The following is a 15,177-nucleotide window of genomic DNA, read 5'->3' as shown; positions in this document are numbered from 1 at the left end:
ACCGTCCGTTATCCACCCTAATTTTGTCAATTCGGACGATAGCTAGCTAGTGTCGCCAGTCATGTGACCGTCATGAGACAAGAGTCTCGTCCGGACCCGGGCCGCCGCATCGGGACCTGTCGAAGGGAAGCCGAGTTTGTCGGGAAAAAGGAAACCCCCCCGCGTTCCGGCCGCCGATCGCTCGCCATGCCGAATCGCAAGGGTCTCGCCTCCTAACTTAGAAGCCCTGCTCCGCCGCGTACTTGCCCCAATGCGGGCGGCGTCCGTCCACGTCGACGATGCCGTATTCGTCGGACAAGCCCCAGGACGTAAAGATCCCGCCGGTCTTGGCGAAGAGCTCCGGGTCGGCGGCGAGCGCCGCGATGCCTTTCGCCGCGTAATAAGGCGTCTCGGACTGCAGGAAATGCGGATCCTGCGCCGCGCCGTCGCGCCAGTTGGCCTCCGTGACGCCGAAGTGATCGAGCATTTCCTCCGAACGAAGGAAGCCGGGCGTGACCGCAAGCGCCGTGACGCCATGCGGCTTGAGATCGACAGCCATGCCTTGCGCCAGATGGATGGCCGAGATCTTGGTCAAACTGTAATAAAGGCTGCCGCGGTACCTGTAGTCCCAGCCGTCGGTAATCTCCATCATGAGTCCCCGCTTCCCGGCGACCAGCAGCGGGGCGGCGTACCGCGCGGTGATCAGATGCGACCAGACCGCTCTTTTTTTGCATGGCCAGTCCCTTCTCCAGATCGTGCTCCCAAAAAAGGAACGCCCCACTGCGTGAGCGATTCCCCGCCCCAGATGTCGTTGATCGCGATGTCGAGCCTGCCGCTCTGCTCGTCCGCAATCCGCTCGAAGAGCGCGCGAACCTGCGCCTCATCCGTATGATCGGTCCGTACCGCGATGCCGCGGCCGCCGGCACGACCGACCATTTCCGCCGTCTCGTCGACGGTCTCCGAACGCCCGATGTCGGACAAGCTGCCGCGCACGCTCCGGCCCGTGCAATATACTGTCGCTCCCTCGGCGCCAAGCGTCACGGCGATGGCTCTCCCCAATCCCCGCGTCGCTCCCGCTACAACCGCGATCTGTCCTTCCAGCCTTTTCTCGCTCATCCGAATCAGCCTCCTATTCGCACATGTTCGTTCACATTGTAGCGGGGAATTCAAGACATCCTTTGTCATATATAACTGTTAAAATGACAAAGAACCCTCTCGCGAAGGAGAAGATGGAGATGAGAGCCGACAGGCTGCTTTATATTTTGCAATGCCTTCAGACGCAGCGTCTCGTAAGCGCGCGCGAGCTGGCGGCGAAGCTGGAGATATCCGAGCGTACCGTCCATCGGGATATGGAGGCGCTCGCCCAGGCGGGATTTCCCGTTTACGCGGAACGAGGGCCGCGCGGAGGCTGGATGCTGCCGGAAGGCTATCGGACGCGGCTGACGGGCCTGACTTCAGACGAGATCGCAGGACTGGCGGTGCTTCAATCGTCAAGCGCGGTGAGCGACCTGAACTTGTCCGTGCCGACGGAAAATGCGATCGCGAAACTGGCCGCGGCTTTGGCCGGGCCGGCTCGCGACGAAGCGGCCTATGTACGCAAGCATCTGCACGTGGACGGCGCGGGCTGGCATGACGCCAGAGAACCCGCGCCCTATCTGGGACTCGTGCAGCAGGCGGTATGGGAGAGACGCAAAATGCGCATTCGTTATTCGTCCGGGGAACAGGCGGACGGCGCCGTAAGCGTGGTGATGCCGTGGGGGCTCGTCGCCAAGCGGCATACCTGGTACTTCGCGGCGGTCAAAGATCGTCGTGAGCCGGAGGAGAGGCCGGCTGCGGGGAGCGATGCTGCCGGAGCCGATGCTGCGCAAAGAAAGTCCGCGGCAACCGAAGCTTCCGCGGCCGATTCGACGAGAAGAAATGCAGCGGACGATGTCATGAACCGCGCCACTGACGGTCGCGCAGCGCCTGCGATGCCCGAACCTCGCACCTACCGCGTCTCCAGGCTCGCTGCAGTCGAGCTGCTGGAGGAGCGGTTCGAGGTGCCGGACGGCTTCGATCTCGCGATGTGGTGGGAGCGGTCGATGGCGCAATTCCGCCGCGAGCTGCCCGTATATCCGGTGCGTTTACTCGTACGCGAGGAGGCATGGGCCCGATTCTCGCGAGAAATCTACGTGCGCGTCAAAACTTGCGCCGAGGCCGCGGACGGGTGGAAAGCGGCCGAGGCCGATTTTCACACGCCCGACTCCGCCCTTGGTATTCTCCTCGGGTACGGCGGTTCGGTCCGGGTGCTGTCGCCCCGGGAGCTCGCCCGCTCGGTCTTCTCCGAAGCAAAAGCTCTCCTGGCGCTGTACGAGGGGCCCGATTCGGCTCCCCAGGACCAGGGCCATATATAAGTCATCTGCCGCGGCCCATGGCCGCTGCTGTTCATCATTACCGATTGCTTGTTGTCGTAGAGCCAGAAAACTTTACTCACCTCCGTGCGCTAACGCCGACATGGCATACGCTGTTTCGTTTATTTATAGGAACCCCTGCCGGGGAAAAAGGTAAATTCGTAGGCGGGCGGCAGCCGCCCTGCTTCCCGCGTGCGACTGCTTCACTTTTTCATGGCCAAGTCCATTCCCGCGCCGACTCCACGCTTCCCGCCACCGGCGGCCCGGTCGTGCTCACTTCCGCTTCCTGCCGATCCATGTCTTGGCGCCGGCGGCCCGGAAGCAGCCGTCCCTGCATGACTGCGGCCTTCATTCGCGCGAGCTGCCGGGTATCCGGCATTCGGCGCTCGCGGAGATCCTTCATGCGGTGAACGTCCATTGGATACGAGAGATCCCGTCGCGCCTTCCTAGGCGCGATCCGCGCTTGCGCATCTCCCTTGGCGTCCGGCGCTTCCGTCGCATCCGGCATGTCCGGCGCTCGGGTTGCCGCCTGTTCGGTTGCCGCCTGTTCGGTCGCCGCCTGGAGCGGCCGGACCAGATGCAGGCCGGATGGACGCTGACGGTCGGCCAGGCTGCGCTTGGGCTGCATCGGCAGCGCGTGCCCCGCTATCGAAGACGACAGCCCCGGCGACGACAGCCCCGGCGACGGACGCGCCGCCGCGGCCTCCAGCCGCCGTACGGCCAGGTAGACCTGCTCGGCGATCGCCTCGATCCGTTCGTCGGTTAGCGTACGGACGCCATCGCGCGGCGCCTTCCGATAGCCGAGCCTCACCTTATTACCCCCGCCAAGCTTGCTCTGAATCCGCAGCACCATTCGAATCGCTCCCTCTTTTATATTTGAAAACATCGCTTTAGCTCACCGTCCTTGGCCGCTCGAACCGGGATGCGCCCGACCACCGGAAGGACGCCCATTCGGGCTGATGTTTGCTGATGCGGGTGACGACGACCGTCATATCGTCCTTGACGCCGCCGCCCGGATGCTGACGCAGGGCGATGTCCAGCAGCTCGTCCGCGATCTCCTGCGGATCCTCGGTCTCGATCTCCTGCAGCACCCGCTTCATCCATAGCTCTTTGTTCATCGCATGCACGGCGTGCCCCGGCGAGTCGAGGATGCCGTCCGTCATCATGACGAGCGTATCGCCCGGCTGCAGCTGGACCCGCAGCACGTCGATCTCGATATCCTGCAGGATCCCGATCGGCAGATTGCCCGCGGCGATCGGGATGACCTCCCGGCCGCGCTTGATGAAGCTCGGCGTGGAGCCGATCTTCAGCATCGTCGCATTGGCGCTGTACAGGTCGATGAGCGCCAGGTCCACGGTCGCGAACGACTCCTCGGGCGAACGCAGCATGAGCACCGAGTTGACGGACTTGATCGCGAGCCGCTCGTCGATCCCCGACTGGAGCAGCTGCTCGAGCATCGACAGCGCCGCGCTGCTCTCCATTCGGGCTCGCGCCCCATTGCCCATGCCGTCGCTGAGCGCGACGGCGTACTTGCCGCTGCCGAGCTCGATCGCGCTGAAGCTGTCGCCCGAGAGCACGTCGCCGTCCTTGGCCGCCCCCGCCATGCCGGTCTCGACCTCGTACGCCTTCGCAGAGCCGAAGGACACCGTCGTGAGCCGGTCCGGCCGGTCGGAGGTTCGCTCGTGGCGGACGGACACGGTCTCGCCGAGAATGTCCGACAGGAGCGGCGCGATCACCTTGCGGCTCTCGTCGAAGCCTGGCTTGAACGCGTGGACGATCTCGATCTCGACCTGCCCCTCCTCGAGGCTCACGATATCGACGTGTTGAATGGCGAGCCCCAGCTTGTCCAGTTCCTCGCGGATCTGCTCCTCCTGATGGCTCTGCTCGCGCGCCTCTCGCCGGATCTCCTTTACCAAGTCGTCCATGACTTGGGAAACGCCCGACAGCTGCTCGGCGACGAGCATGCGGCTATCCTGCAGCTGCGTCCGCCAGTGTAGATCGTGACGGTACAGCTCGTACTGGCGCTTGAGTACGTCCAGGACTTGCGGAACCTTGACGCACTGCTTGTGCAGCGGCTTCGGGATGTCGGCGGGAGAGAGCTCCGGCCGTTCCTCGACGGCGGACATCAGATCGGTCATCAGCTTGTAGGTCTGGAAAAACTGATCGTCCCAGCAAGCGCCTCGCTTGTGGCAGGTTGCGCAGTTGCGTTCGTGAACGGCGTTGATGAAGTGCTCGAAGTCCTGATTCTGCCTGGCCGTCTCTCCCGCCTGCGTCATCTGCGTGAAGCTGCGGGACAGCTGGCGGAATACCTCGGAGAAGCGCTCGACCCTCGCGGCCGTGAGGTCGCGAACTTTTTTGCGCGTATTCTTGCTGATTGCGTGCATAATTGGAGGTGCCCGGCACATATTGTGCTATAGAGTCCGTCCAAGACTTGGGCGTGAAGGCGATCAGGACGGAAGCGGCGAGCGAAGCCCAGATCGACGCCATCGTCTCGGCGGAGCTGCCCGTGTACAGCGCGAGCACCGTCGTGCCGAGCAGGAGGCCGAACACGGCAGCAGCTTTGCCGCCCTCGCGGAGCAAGCCTGCCAACAAGCCGCCGAAGGCGAGCAGGCTGATCTGCGGCACGGATCCGAGATCCGACAGGCTGAGGATGATCCCCGCGACGACGCCCGCGGACGTCCCGAGCGCCGGTCCCGCCGAGAGCGCGAACAGCAGGATGATATATCGCGTGAACACGGCGACCAAGGCGACGCCGTAGATCGTCCAGCCCGTGAGTCCCGTCATGACCGAGGCGAGCAGAATCATAAGGCCGATCCACTCTTCGTGCCGCAGCTTGGCCGCCTTCGAAGCCCTGGTCAGCAGCGGCATCGCGTGGACGAAGAGCAGCGTGAGCACGAGGGACAAGCCGGCCTCGACGCCGGTCAGCAGATACGGCAGCCAGCCTCTATCGTCCTGCATGACGGTGCCGAACAGGCCGACCAGCAGGCAGGAAGCAAGGACGACGATCGGCGCATGGGACAGGTCGGCGCGTTCATACGCTTCCAAGCCGCGATACAATAGATAGATGACGCCGATCTGCGCAGCGATGGCAGCCGGCTCCGGGGCCTGCGCCCAGAAGCTCCCCGCGATCAACCCCATCGCCGCCCACCAGGCATGCTCCCTGCGCATATAGAGCGTGACGCCGTAGTAAGCCGCCGCAAAAGGCGCAATCCCTTCCAGCATAGAGGCGCGGCCGAGCAAAAATCCGAGCAGCGCGACCGCCAGCAGCCATAAACCCTTTTTCCTTTCCAGCGACGTACCCCATATACTTCGCTTCCTCGCGGCACCAGCGTGGCCGACCGCGGCCAACGCGACGCCTCCCGCCATTGCCGGCCCCCCTTCCTTCCTGCCGAACCACTGCTTCCCTTTGCTTTTCCCGCTTGCCTTGCGCTTGTCCGCTGCTGCCGCGCCCGCGTCTTGCCCGGACCGGGGAACGAACGGAATGACGGATGGCTTGTCCATGCCTGGCACCTGCTTTCCTTTGTTCGATCGCGTGAATGTTTTTAATTATAGAAGCGCGCATTCAGGAAGTTTGTCAGACCGCGTTGGCGAACGAAAAGTTTTTTCCGACAGATCCCACGTCCGAAAAAGGCGCTTGGCGCGGTTCCGATTTATGGCGGCGCGACGCGGTTTATGCTGTCTTCCTCCGCTTTCGTATCCCTGAAAAACGTTTAAAACCGCCGCTATCCGACGGCATATCGGTGCCGCTATGCTGACGGCATTCGAGAACGGTTTGGCGTACGGACGCGAATCGCAGACGACCTGCGGCGACATGGAATTACTTTCGGGCGATATGCTATGATACGGGGGTGAAAAACAGGACAAGGGGGGCTTATGAAGAATGAATATCAAAAGGACGCGAGCCGTCGGCGTACTGCTCCTGCTCGCTGCCGCATTCCTGCTGGTCGCGGGCTGCGGCAATCGCATCAATCAGAACGAATCGGGCGGCGCTTCCTCCCCGGCCGCGACCGCTTCTCCATCGCCTGCGGCATCCGCATCCGAATCGGCGGCGCCTTCATTCGATCCATCCTCGGACAACGACCCGATCGTCACGATCGAAATGGACAGCGGAGACAAGATCGTCATCGAGCTGTATCCCAAAGTCGCGCCGAACACCGTCAACAACTTCATTTCTCTGGTTAAGAAGGGCTTCTACGACGGCACCATCTTCCATCGCGTCATCCCCGGCTTCATGATCCAGGGCGGCGATCCGGAAGGTACCGGCTCGGGCGGGCCCGGCTATTCGATTAAAGGCGAGTTCGCGGCGAACGGCGTGGACAACCAGTTGCTGCACACCCGCGGCGTCCTGTCCATGGCGCGAGGCCAGAGCAACGACAGCGCGGGCTCGCAGTTCTTCATTATGGTGGCCGAGACTTATCCCTCGCTGGACGGACTCTATGCCGCTTTCGGCAAGGTCGTGTCCGGCATGGAGACGGCGGACGCGATCGTCGCATTGCCGACCGGGGAGCAAGACCGTCCCGTCGATCCGCCTGTGATGAAGAAGGTCACGGTCGACACGAAGGGCGTGGATTATCCGGAGCCGGAAAAGGTCGCCGAGTAACGGCGCGCAAACAGCGCAAAGAAGACCGCCGGAAGGTTCTGTCGGTCTTCTTCGCGCTGTCCGCAACCCGAACGCAACTTCGGCTCGCCCATCGGCTGCACAGCCTGCGCGATCTCCCCGCTTGCATCGCGCGACGTTGCAAGCGGGGCCGATATGCGGCGATTGGGGAACCGTGAACAAAGCCAAGCCTGCGGGCTTGTTGGCTTGGGGGCTTGGGGGCTTGGGGGCTTGGGGGCTTGGGGGCTTGGGGGCTTGGGGGGCTTGGGGGGCTTGGCGTCCTTGGCGTCCTTTCGCTCGCCGCCTGTCCAATAGCTGTTGGAACGCCTTTATTTCCCTTGTTCACGACGTCCTCGGGGCAAATAAGTGTTGATGCGCAGTTAAATTCTCTCTTTCGAACGTTTTGGCCCGGTTTTGGCCAATTTAAATGCGGTTGAACACTTATTTTCTCCCCAGTCCGGATCAGCGCGCCGATTAACTGCTTTTGAACACTTATCTCCACCCGGCTCCCGGTCATCCGTGTCAAGATCAAGCGCGCTTGCGCTTGATCTCCCCCGCCAACAGCAGCTCCTGTTGAAAATACAAAAAAGCCGGACTCCTAAAGTCCGGCTGCATATCTATATCGCACAACACGATCCAATTCCGGGAGGGGCTCCGATCAAGAACGGCGGCCGCCTCGTCCGCCACGCTTGGATTCTGTGCTCTTCTTCAGGTTGGAGATGCGTTCTTCGCTATCCTTCAGGAAGCGGGATACTTTGTCCTCGAAAGTGGCGCGGACCGGTCCTCCGGGTCTGAAGTTCCTGCCTCCGCGATCGCCTCCGCCGCCGCGAGGTCCGCGCGGGGGGGTATTGCTGCTGTTGTTGTTGCTGCTGTTCGGGCGGTTTGTCGACCGCTTGCCGGATCGACAGCCCGATCTTCCCGTCTTTGTCCACGTTGATGACTTTGACGGTGACGGCGTCGCCGACCTTAAGGTGGTCTTTGACGTCCTTGACGTAGCTGTCTGCAATCTCGGAGATGTGCACGAGGCCCGTAACGCCGCCGGACAAGTCCACGAATGCTCCGAAATGCGTGATGCCGGTTACTTTACCCTCTAATTTGGAGCCCACTTCGATGGCCATAAAAACCGAATTTCCTCCCTGAAGAAAGTGTGCCGAGATCCTAGCGGCTTCAAACGATAAGTCCGGCTGTGCTGATTATAACCGATCTAGAAAAGTAAGGTCAACCGACGTCCGCCCTTGCGGGGCTTGGCCTCGCAGATTTATCAAGGGGTCTTCGGCTCGACGAGGATGGATTGTTCGCCAGGACGGGTCATTCCCTGCTGCCTGGCAATCTGTCCGATATACTCGTCGTCATGCAATCTGACGATCTCCTTCTTCAGCGTCTCGTTCTTCAGTTGAACCTCGGACAGCTTGGTCTTCACGGCATGCAGCTGCGACGAACGCTCGGACGTGTGCTGCTGCTGTACGACCAGGGTGTAGACCGCCCAGCTCATGAACAGGATGACGAAAAGAAGCAAAAGTTTAAGACGTCTCTTGAGTCCGACCGAAGCCGGGGTATTCGTTGTCGTACGGGTTGGCATTCGGTCGTTCCTCCTAGCCGTCCTTGCCGCGCTATAACATGGTGTACTAATTATAGCACAATCTCGAGAAACCGAAATATCCTTCTTGCGTCCCGCTTTGCGGACGGATCGTGTCGATTACTCGTCGGGATCGGACTTGTCGGCAGGATCGTCCGTCCCTCGCAGAACTCGCCAAACTTCCTTTACCCGCCCTGCGGCTCGTTGAAACCATTGCCGAGTCCGATTAAATTGCCTGCGCACCGGCAGCAGCCTGTCCCACAGCCAACGGCCCGGCGGTCCGAGCGGACGGAGGAGCAATTTGACCAGCCATAGCAGCAGCGCAGCCGTCACGACGAAGACGGCGTCGAGCAGGCTCGCGAGCGTACGCACGATCCAAGTCAGCGGGATGACAAGCAAAAGCCGCACGATTCGCCAGAGGAGCAGCCCGAGCTTGCGCAGCGTCTCGAATATCCAGCCTGCCGCCCGCAGCACATGCGAGCTGAACAAGCCGAAGTATGCGCACACGCCGATGCCGATGCCCAGGAACACGTAAAGTCGCACTTCACCGTAATTAACGCCGAGCAGGATGCGGAACACGACCAGCGTAGCGGCGATCCAGTAGAGGAGATCGATCGCCGGGAGCAGCCAGCGGCGAAAACGAAGACGGGTGGCGGCGGCTCGATAAATATCGAATACGGTGCCCATGCCGAGCCCGCACAGCATCATCGCGCCGATCGTCGACCAATGGACGGCCGCGTTCACCGGAAGAGCTTTCCGAGCAGGCCCTTCGACTTGGCGGCGGCTTTGCCGTCCAGGTAGACGAACGAGTCGATCGTGCCCTCGATGGTCACGAGTCCTTGCTCCAGACTCAAGTTTTTCATATGAAGGTTATGCCCGCGCACCGCGAGCGGCCCGCAGGACGTGTCCAGCAGAAACTCCTCGCTGTCGAAGCTCTCGACCTGGCTCACGCCCGTGATATCCATCAATTTGCGGTTCTGCAGACGAACATCCTGCACCTTGCCGCTCTTTCCCTGGTCCATGGCGCGTCCCTCCTTTTAGATGAGACTAGCATATGGGCCTGTACGGAAAATTAGAACGGACATGCCGGAGAATGCGCGCGGACATAAAAAAATCCCTTATCCCCGGTCGGGAGATAAAGGATCTTCAGAGGAAAAAGTCGTCGCTCTCGCGCTTGCGCACTTCTTCTTTGACGATAGAATAGAGCCCTTCGGCGTCTTCCTTTTTGGTCGATTCGAGCAGCTTCTCCACGCGGACCGTCAGGATGCGCTGGCCGTACTGGATCTCGAGCTCGTCGCCGATCTTCACGTCGGCGCTCGGCTTGGCTTCGCGCCCATTGAGAAGGACGCGTCCTTGATCGGACACGTCCTTCGCGACGGTGCGCCGCTTGATCAGCCGCGACACCTTCAAAAATTTATCGAGGCGCATGAATTACTTGACTGCGTCCTTCAGCTTGTTGCCGGCTTTGAAGGCAGGAACCTTGGAAGCGGCGATCTCGATCGTCTTGCCCGTTTGCGGGTTGCGGCCCACGCGGCCGGAACGGCTGCGCGTCTCGAACGTGCCGAAGCCGATGAGTTGAACCTTGTCGCCGGACGCCAGCGCGTCGGATACTTCGCCCAGGAAGCTGTTAAGGACGTTTTCTACGTCCTTCTTCGTCAGGCCGCTTTTTTCGGAAATGTTGTTGATCAGGTCGGTCTTGTTCATGGTTAATATTCCTCCCGTAATTGGAAATCCTAAATTGGGTTGGCGTCGTTCGCCTTAACTCTTGTTGTTGACGCAAAAGCACGAAGGTTACTATTCTTCGCCTGCCGATAAAATCCTGCAAAATCCGCGAAAAATTATTCGAAAAAAAGCGGAAAAGCGCGGCCTCGAGCGAAAAATAGAGCCTTCGAACTAGTCGGCGGCGTGTTTAGCCTCTTGCCACCAACCTTCCATCTCTAGTAAATCAGTTTCGTCAAACTTGCGGCCGCTTATACTTAACCGTTCTTCGATATAGCGAAAACGGGCGGCGAACTTGCGGTTCGTGGCTGCGAGCGCCTCCTCGGGATCCGCATGGATGAAGCGCGACGCGTTCACGACCGCGAACAGCAGGTCTCCGAACTCCTCCCGCTGCCGCTCCGCCGACTCGCCCTTCACCGCTGCCTTGAGCTCGTCCAGCTCCTCGGCGATCTTGTCCCATACGCCCTCGAGATCCGGCCAGTCGAAGCCCACGCCGGACGCCTTCTTCTGGATCTTGTGCGCGCGCGGAAGCGCCGGCAGGTCCTTCGGGATGCCGTCGAGGAGCGACGCGCGCTCGGGACGTCCCTTGAGCCGTTTCTCCTCGGCCTTCATGGCTTCCCAGTTGCGCAAAGCCTCTTCGGCGTCGCCCGCATTCTCGGTGCCGAAGACATGCGGATGGCGGAAGATCAGCTTGTCGTTCAGCTCGGCGAGCACGTCGAACACGTCGAACGCGCCGGTCTCCTCCTCCATCTGGCTGTGCAGCAGAATCTGCAGCAGCACGTCGCCGAACTCTTCCTTCATGCCGTCCGGATCGTCGAGATCGAGCGCTTCGATCGCCTCGTACGTCTCTTCGATGAAGTTGCGGCGGATCGACTGATGCGTCTGCTCGCGATCCCAAGGGCAGCCCTCGGGGCTGCGCAGGATCGATACGATCTCGTGCAGCCGTTCGAACGATCGCCGCTGAAGCCGGGCATCGTCGCTGGCGGGAACGTAGACCAGCGTCAGGTTGCCGTAGTTCTCCTGACGATCCAGATCATGGAGCGGCATACGCGCGATACGCTCTTCCCCGCGATGCCGAGCGCCTGCCCGAGCACGATCTCGTGATCGTCCGGATAGGCGCCCATCAGCGTGAGCTTGACGTCCGAAGCGGTATAAGCGTCGTAAACCTGGCCGACGACGGTATGCAGCGACGGGCGAAGATGCTCGCGCTTCAGGCCGGCGGCGTCGAGCAGCTGAAAGCCTTCGATCGGATCGAAGCCCAGCCGCACGAACGCCTGGTCGAGGAAGCTCTCCCCGCCCAGGATGCGAAGCGAGACGCCGCGCGCTTCGGCGCGCTGGCGCAGCAGCTGCACGGTGCGCTCCGCGACCATCGGATGGCCAGGCACTGCGTATGCGACGGCCGTCTCCGGATTCGCGGCCGCCCGGCCGAGCAAGGTCTCCGCGATGTCTTCGTACACCTGTTCGAAGCTGTCGCTGCGCTCGTACAGCGCGTCGAACGGCTCCATCGCGATGCCGCGCTTAGCCAGATCCGCCACGGCCGGGTGGTCCGCGGTCCGGCAATAGCGAATGCTGGCGGACTCCAGCGACTTCAGGATGCCGAGCGTCAATTGATCCTCTCCGCCGGAACCAAGCCCGACGACGATGATGGATGGGGGCATGCGATACTCATCCTTTCCGGTGCTTGAAGGCCGATAAGCCAGTATAGGTTTAAAATGGGGGCGAAGTCAAAATGCGGGCAGAGACGGGGCGAGCGGACAAGTGATAACGGTACTCGGCATGAAGCCCCACTATCCGTATACAGCACCTATTTACCGTTTTAACGGTATCCCTTTGAATCAGGAAGCCTTAGTGGCGGAGCGTTGCCTGATCGAAGGGGATAGGCTTGAAATATCGTGCCGGTCCACGATCGGCTGGCACGCGAAGCTAAGGCGCTGGCGGCGTACCGCCTGGTTCGGCAGCCCCTTCGATCGCCCGGCGCGAAGCCGGCTGCAAGCGGAGCAGCCACCGCTCGGCGCGCGAGCCGGCGACGCCGGGAAGCGCGCGCCATTCGCGCGGGCCGAGCGCGCCGGAGGCGGCCAGCGCCGCCGCGAAGGCGAGCGCGCCTAGCGCGATGCACGGCAGCGCCGTGAGCAGCGCCGCGGCGCGCGGAGCAAGCCCGCGCGTGAGCGCGGACAGCGCGAGTGAGCCGCCGCCCGCGGTCGCGGCGAGCGCCGCGAGCGCGAGCGCGGGCCGGCCGGCGGCGGCGAAGCGCGGGGCCGGCAGCGCGCGCAGGTTGAGCGCCGCCGCGGCGCCATACGCGCAGGCGGCGGCAGCGGCAGCGCCGACGATGCCGAAGGCCGGCACGAGCGCGGCGTTGAGCGCCGCCTTGACGAGAGCGGCGAGGGCTAGATCGAGGGCCGGCGCGCGTAGGTCGCCGAGCCCCTGGAGCACGGCGGCGCTGACGGCCTGCAGCGCGGCGCCGAGCGCGGCGGCGCCGAGCACAGCCATCGCGGCGGTCCCGCGCGCGTCGGCGAACAGCGCGACGTTGATCGGCCGCGCGAGGATCGCCAGGCCCACGGCGGCCGCGCCGCCAAACCACCAGGCCAGCCGCATCGCGAAAGCGGCGCGGGTCGCGCTCTCGGCGTCGATGCCCGGCGCGGAGCCGCGGCCCATCGTGAGGCTGGGAACCAACGCCGCGGCGGCTCCGCCGGCAGCCATGGACACCAGCTGCAGCAGCGCGACGCCGCGGTTGTATTCGCCGAAGGCGGACATCGCGGCGGCAGCCGTATCGCCCGCGCTCTGCAGGAACCGCGGCAGCGTAAACGCGTCGATCAGGCCGAACAACGGCGCCACGACCGAACCGGCAGCGACGGGCAGCGCGACGCGTATAATCCGGCGAAGCAGGACGCGGCCGGACTCTGTCGGCACGGCGGCTTCCTTAGCTGCGGCGGATGCGCCGCGTTCGGCGCGATCGTAGGCTCGGCTGCGCCGGCCGGAGATCAGCATCGCGGCCAGGCCGGCGACCGCGCCGGCTGCCAGCCCGCCATGCACGGCGGCCGCCGTCGAAGCCGCCGACCAGTCCCGCCGCAGCGCCCAGCCGAGGGCGCACAGCATGAAGGCGACGCGGGCGCATTGCTCCGCGAGCTGAGACAGCGCCGGACGGCCCATCTCGAGCCGTCCCTGCGAATAGCCGCGCAGCGCGGCCGTCAGCGGCGCCGCGAGCAGCGCCAACGAGGAGGCGCGGATCGCGTCCGCCGCCTCGGGCGCGCCCATCCAGGCGGCCAGCGGAACGGCCGCCGACCACAGGACGGCGAACGCGAGCAGCCCGCTCGCCGAGAGCAGGACGGCGGCATAGCGAAGCAGCCGCCGCGCGCCGCGTTCGTCACCTGCGGCGACGCGTTCGGCGACGAGCGCGGACACCGCGACGGGGATGCCCGCCGCCGCCAGCGTCATCCACATGACCGCCAGCGCGTATACGGCGCTGTACAAGCCGAAGACGCGGTCCCCTGCCAGATTTTGCAGCGGTATTTTCTGCAGCGTGCCGATGAGCTTGGACAGCAGCGCGGCGCCTCCGAGCAGGGCGGCGCCGCGCATGAGTTGCGAGGATTGGCTTTTCAAGACGCTTGGCCGGCCGCGGCATGCCGCGATCGGCGCTCCTCCGTTCCTGTGAATAAGTGAAATCATTATAGCATAGGGAGGAGGCGCCCGAGCTACACGGTAAACCCGCTCATTCCGCGACTTTCGCAGCCGGCAACTTCGCCTCAGCGCCTAGCGCTCGCAGCGCGATCTACCGCCGTTATTCGCCGCCGTCCAGCCTGAACACGAACATCTGCTTTTCGTCAACGTGCTTTGGTTCGCGTGGCGCGATCGATAGAACTGCTTTCATTCCGCCGCTAGGGCTTTCCAAAACGTTTCGGAAGCTCATGCGTGCATTATAATTCTTATGTAGACCTTGGCAATGCATTTATAGCGCGCCTGCACAAAAAAAGCTTCCGGGTCCGGATCTCTCCGTTCGCGAAGCTTGATTTGTGTCTGGTTGCGGACCGCGTTGCAGCTGTTATTGCTCCATCTGCTTGGCCAGGAATCCGGCTGCCGTCTCCACCATCTTGCTCTCCATCTCGCCCATCTTCATGCCGTCTTCGCGGCTAAGCAGCACGACCGTCCCAATCGGGTCGCCCCCTGCCACGATCGGCGCGGCTACGAATGCGCTCAAGCTCTCGCTGTTGTCGCGCAACAGGTCGAATTGACCGCCGCTTGCTTCGAGCGTGATCTTGCGGCTCTCCATGCAGTTCTCGAGCGTCTGCCCGATGGCTTTGTCCAAATATTCCTTCTTGGAAGCGCCGGCGACGGCGATGACGGCGTCACGGTCCGAGATCAGACAAATATGACCCGTGCTCTCTGCGAGCGACTCGGCGTACTCCTTGGCGAAGTCGCCCAGTTCGCCGATCGGCGAATACTTTTTAAGAATGACTTCCCCGTCGCGGTCCACGAAGATCTCAAGCGGATCTCCTTCGCGGATGCGGAGCGTCCTGCGGATTTCCTTCGGGATGACTACCCGGCCCAGATCGTCGATGCGGCGTACTATTCCGGTTGCTTTCATGGTTGCGAGATGCCCCACTTTCCTTGGATGTTTTGGACCATGGCCCGAAGCCGCATCAGGTACGGCATACGGCATGTATGACGAACGCGGTAGCTCAGGGATAAGGATTGATCTTTTACCATGGGAGTAGTATTTAACCCCTCCCAATTTCTTATGCGCTCGCCCACAGGCGGGCGCAGCGACCAGTCCTCGGTTTCCATTAATTACCCTGCGTCGCCCGCGAAGAATCAATGAAAGCGATTTCCGTCAATTTGCCCTCCTTTCGCTTTTTTTCATTTCGTTCAAACCGCTTTTCCTTTCCGTGCGTTACCTCTAATATCACCCAACTCATATTTGG

General features: G+C 62.5%; 11 protein-coding genes and 4 pseudogenes. 2 read left to right on the top strand and 13 right to left on the bottom strand.

All coding sequences use genetic code 11. The features are described from left to right. Nucleotides 1–217 precede the first annotated feature (217 nt). Nucleotides 218–1,095 (bottom strand): annotated as a pseudogene (locus tag OMP38_RS34150) (SDR family oxidoreductase). Between the two features lie 119 nt (nt 1,096–1,214). Between OMP38_RS34150 and OMP38_RS34145 the strand changes: the two are divergent. After that, nucleotides 1,215–2,372, top strand: coding sequence for a helix-turn-helix transcriptional regulator (locus OMP38_RS34145; protein ID WP_277568982.1), 1,158 nt, complete (start codon nt 1,215–1,217; stop codon nt 2,370–2,372). A gap of 208 nt (nt 2,373–2,580) precedes the next feature. On the opposite strand, the gene OMP38_RS34140 is transcribed toward OMP38_RS34145, so the two are convergent. The 3 genes and pseudogenes from OMP38_RS34140 to OMP38_RS34130 all read right to left on the bottom strand — a co-directional run. Next, nucleotides 2,581–3,222: a hypothetical protein gene (locus OMP38_RS34140; protein ID WP_277568981.1), complete on the bottom strand. Its 642-nt coding sequence runs from the start codon at nt 3,220–3,222 to the stop codon at nt 2,581–2,583. 37 nt (nt 3,223–3,259) lie between these two features. Beyond that, the gene (gene spoIIE / locus OMP38_RS34135; RefSeq protein WP_277568980.1) at nt 3,260–4,753 is read right to left on the bottom strand and encodes a stage II sporulation protein E; all 1,494 of its coding nucleotides are present in this window, start codon (nt 4,751–4,753) and stop codon (nt 3,260–3,262) included. A 37-nt stretch (nt 4,754–4,790) separates the two neighbouring features. After that, nucleotides 4,791–5,591, bottom strand: a pseudogene (locus OMP38_RS34130) (stage II sporulation protein E); the annotation flags it as partial. A 658-nt stretch (nt 5,592–6,249) separates the two neighbouring features. On the opposite strand from OMP38_RS34130, the gene OMP38_RS34125 reads away from it, so the two are divergent. Next, a complete protein-coding gene (locus OMP38_RS34125; protein WP_277568979.1) occupies nt 6,250–6,969 on the top strand; it encodes a peptidylprolyl isomerase in 720 nt (239 codons plus the stop codon). A gap of 655 nt (nt 6,970–7,624) precedes the next feature. On the opposite strand, the pseudogene OMP38_RS34120 reads toward OMP38_RS34125, so the two are convergent. The 9 genes and pseudogenes from OMP38_RS34120 to spoVT form a co-directional block, all read right to left on the bottom strand. Beyond that, nucleotides 7,625–8,084 (bottom strand): annotated as a pseudogene (locus tag OMP38_RS34120) (S1 domain-containing RNA-binding protein). Between the two features lie 143 nt (nt 8,085–8,227). Further along, nucleotides 8,228–8,545, bottom strand: a complete 318-nt coding sequence (locus OMP38_RS34115) for an FtsB family cell division protein (protein ID WP_277568978.1) — start codon at nt 8,543–8,545, stop codon at nt 8,228–8,230. 117 nt (nt 8,546–8,662) lie between these two features. After that, on the bottom strand, nt 8,663–9,286 hold the full coding sequence (gene yabQ / locus OMP38_RS34110; RefSeq protein WP_277568977.1) for a spore cortex biosynthesis protein YabQ: 624 nt from the start codon (nt 9,284–9,286) through the stop codon (nt 8,663–8,665). Beyond that, entirely contained in the window at nt 9,283–9,564 is a 282-nt protein-coding gene (gene yabP / locus OMP38_RS34105; protein WP_277568976.1) for a sporulation protein YabP, read from the bottom strand. The genes yabQ and yabP overlap by 4 nt, the downstream gene beginning before the upstream one ends. Nucleotides 9,565–9,688: 124 nt before the next feature. Next, nucleotides 9,689–9,970, bottom strand: a complete 282-nt coding sequence (locus OMP38_RS34100) for an RNA-binding S4 domain-containing protein (RefSeq protein ID WP_090117830.1) — start codon at nt 9,968–9,970, stop codon at nt 9,689–9,691. Nucleotides 9,971–9,973: 3 nt separating this feature from the next. Beyond that, complete coding sequence (locus tag OMP38_RS34095) at nt 9,974–10,246, bottom strand: HU family DNA-binding protein (RefSeq protein WP_090117831.1); 273 nt, start codon at nt 10,244–10,246, stop codon at nt 9,974–9,976. Between the two features lie 189 nt (nt 10,247–10,435). After that, nucleotides 10,436–11,919 (bottom strand): annotated as a pseudogene (gene yabN, locus OMP38_RS34090) (bifunctional methyltransferase/pyrophosphohydrolase YabN). A 265-nt stretch (nt 11,920–12,184) separates the two neighbouring features. Then, nucleotides 12,185–13,858 (bottom strand): oligosaccharide flippase family protein, encoded by a 1,674-nt coding sequence (locus tag OMP38_RS34085; RefSeq protein WP_277568975.1) that lies wholly within the window; start codon nt 13,856–13,858, stop codon nt 12,185–12,187. 439 nt (nt 13,859–14,297) lie between these two features. After that, nucleotides 14,298–14,840: a stage V sporulation protein T gene (spoVT, locus tag OMP38_RS34080; protein WP_277568974.1), complete on the bottom strand. Its 543-nt coding sequence runs from the start codon at nt 14,838–14,840 to the stop codon at nt 14,298–14,300. Between the last annotated feature and the right edge of the window lie 337 nt (nt 14,841–15,177).

It is taken from the genome of Cohnella ginsengisoli, assembly GCF_029525555.1.
Lineage (GTDB): Bacteria > Bacillota > Bacilli > Paenibacillales > Paenibacillaceae > Cohnella > Cohnella ginsengisoli.
This window is presented reverse-complemented; position numbering and strand designations above follow the sequence as displayed.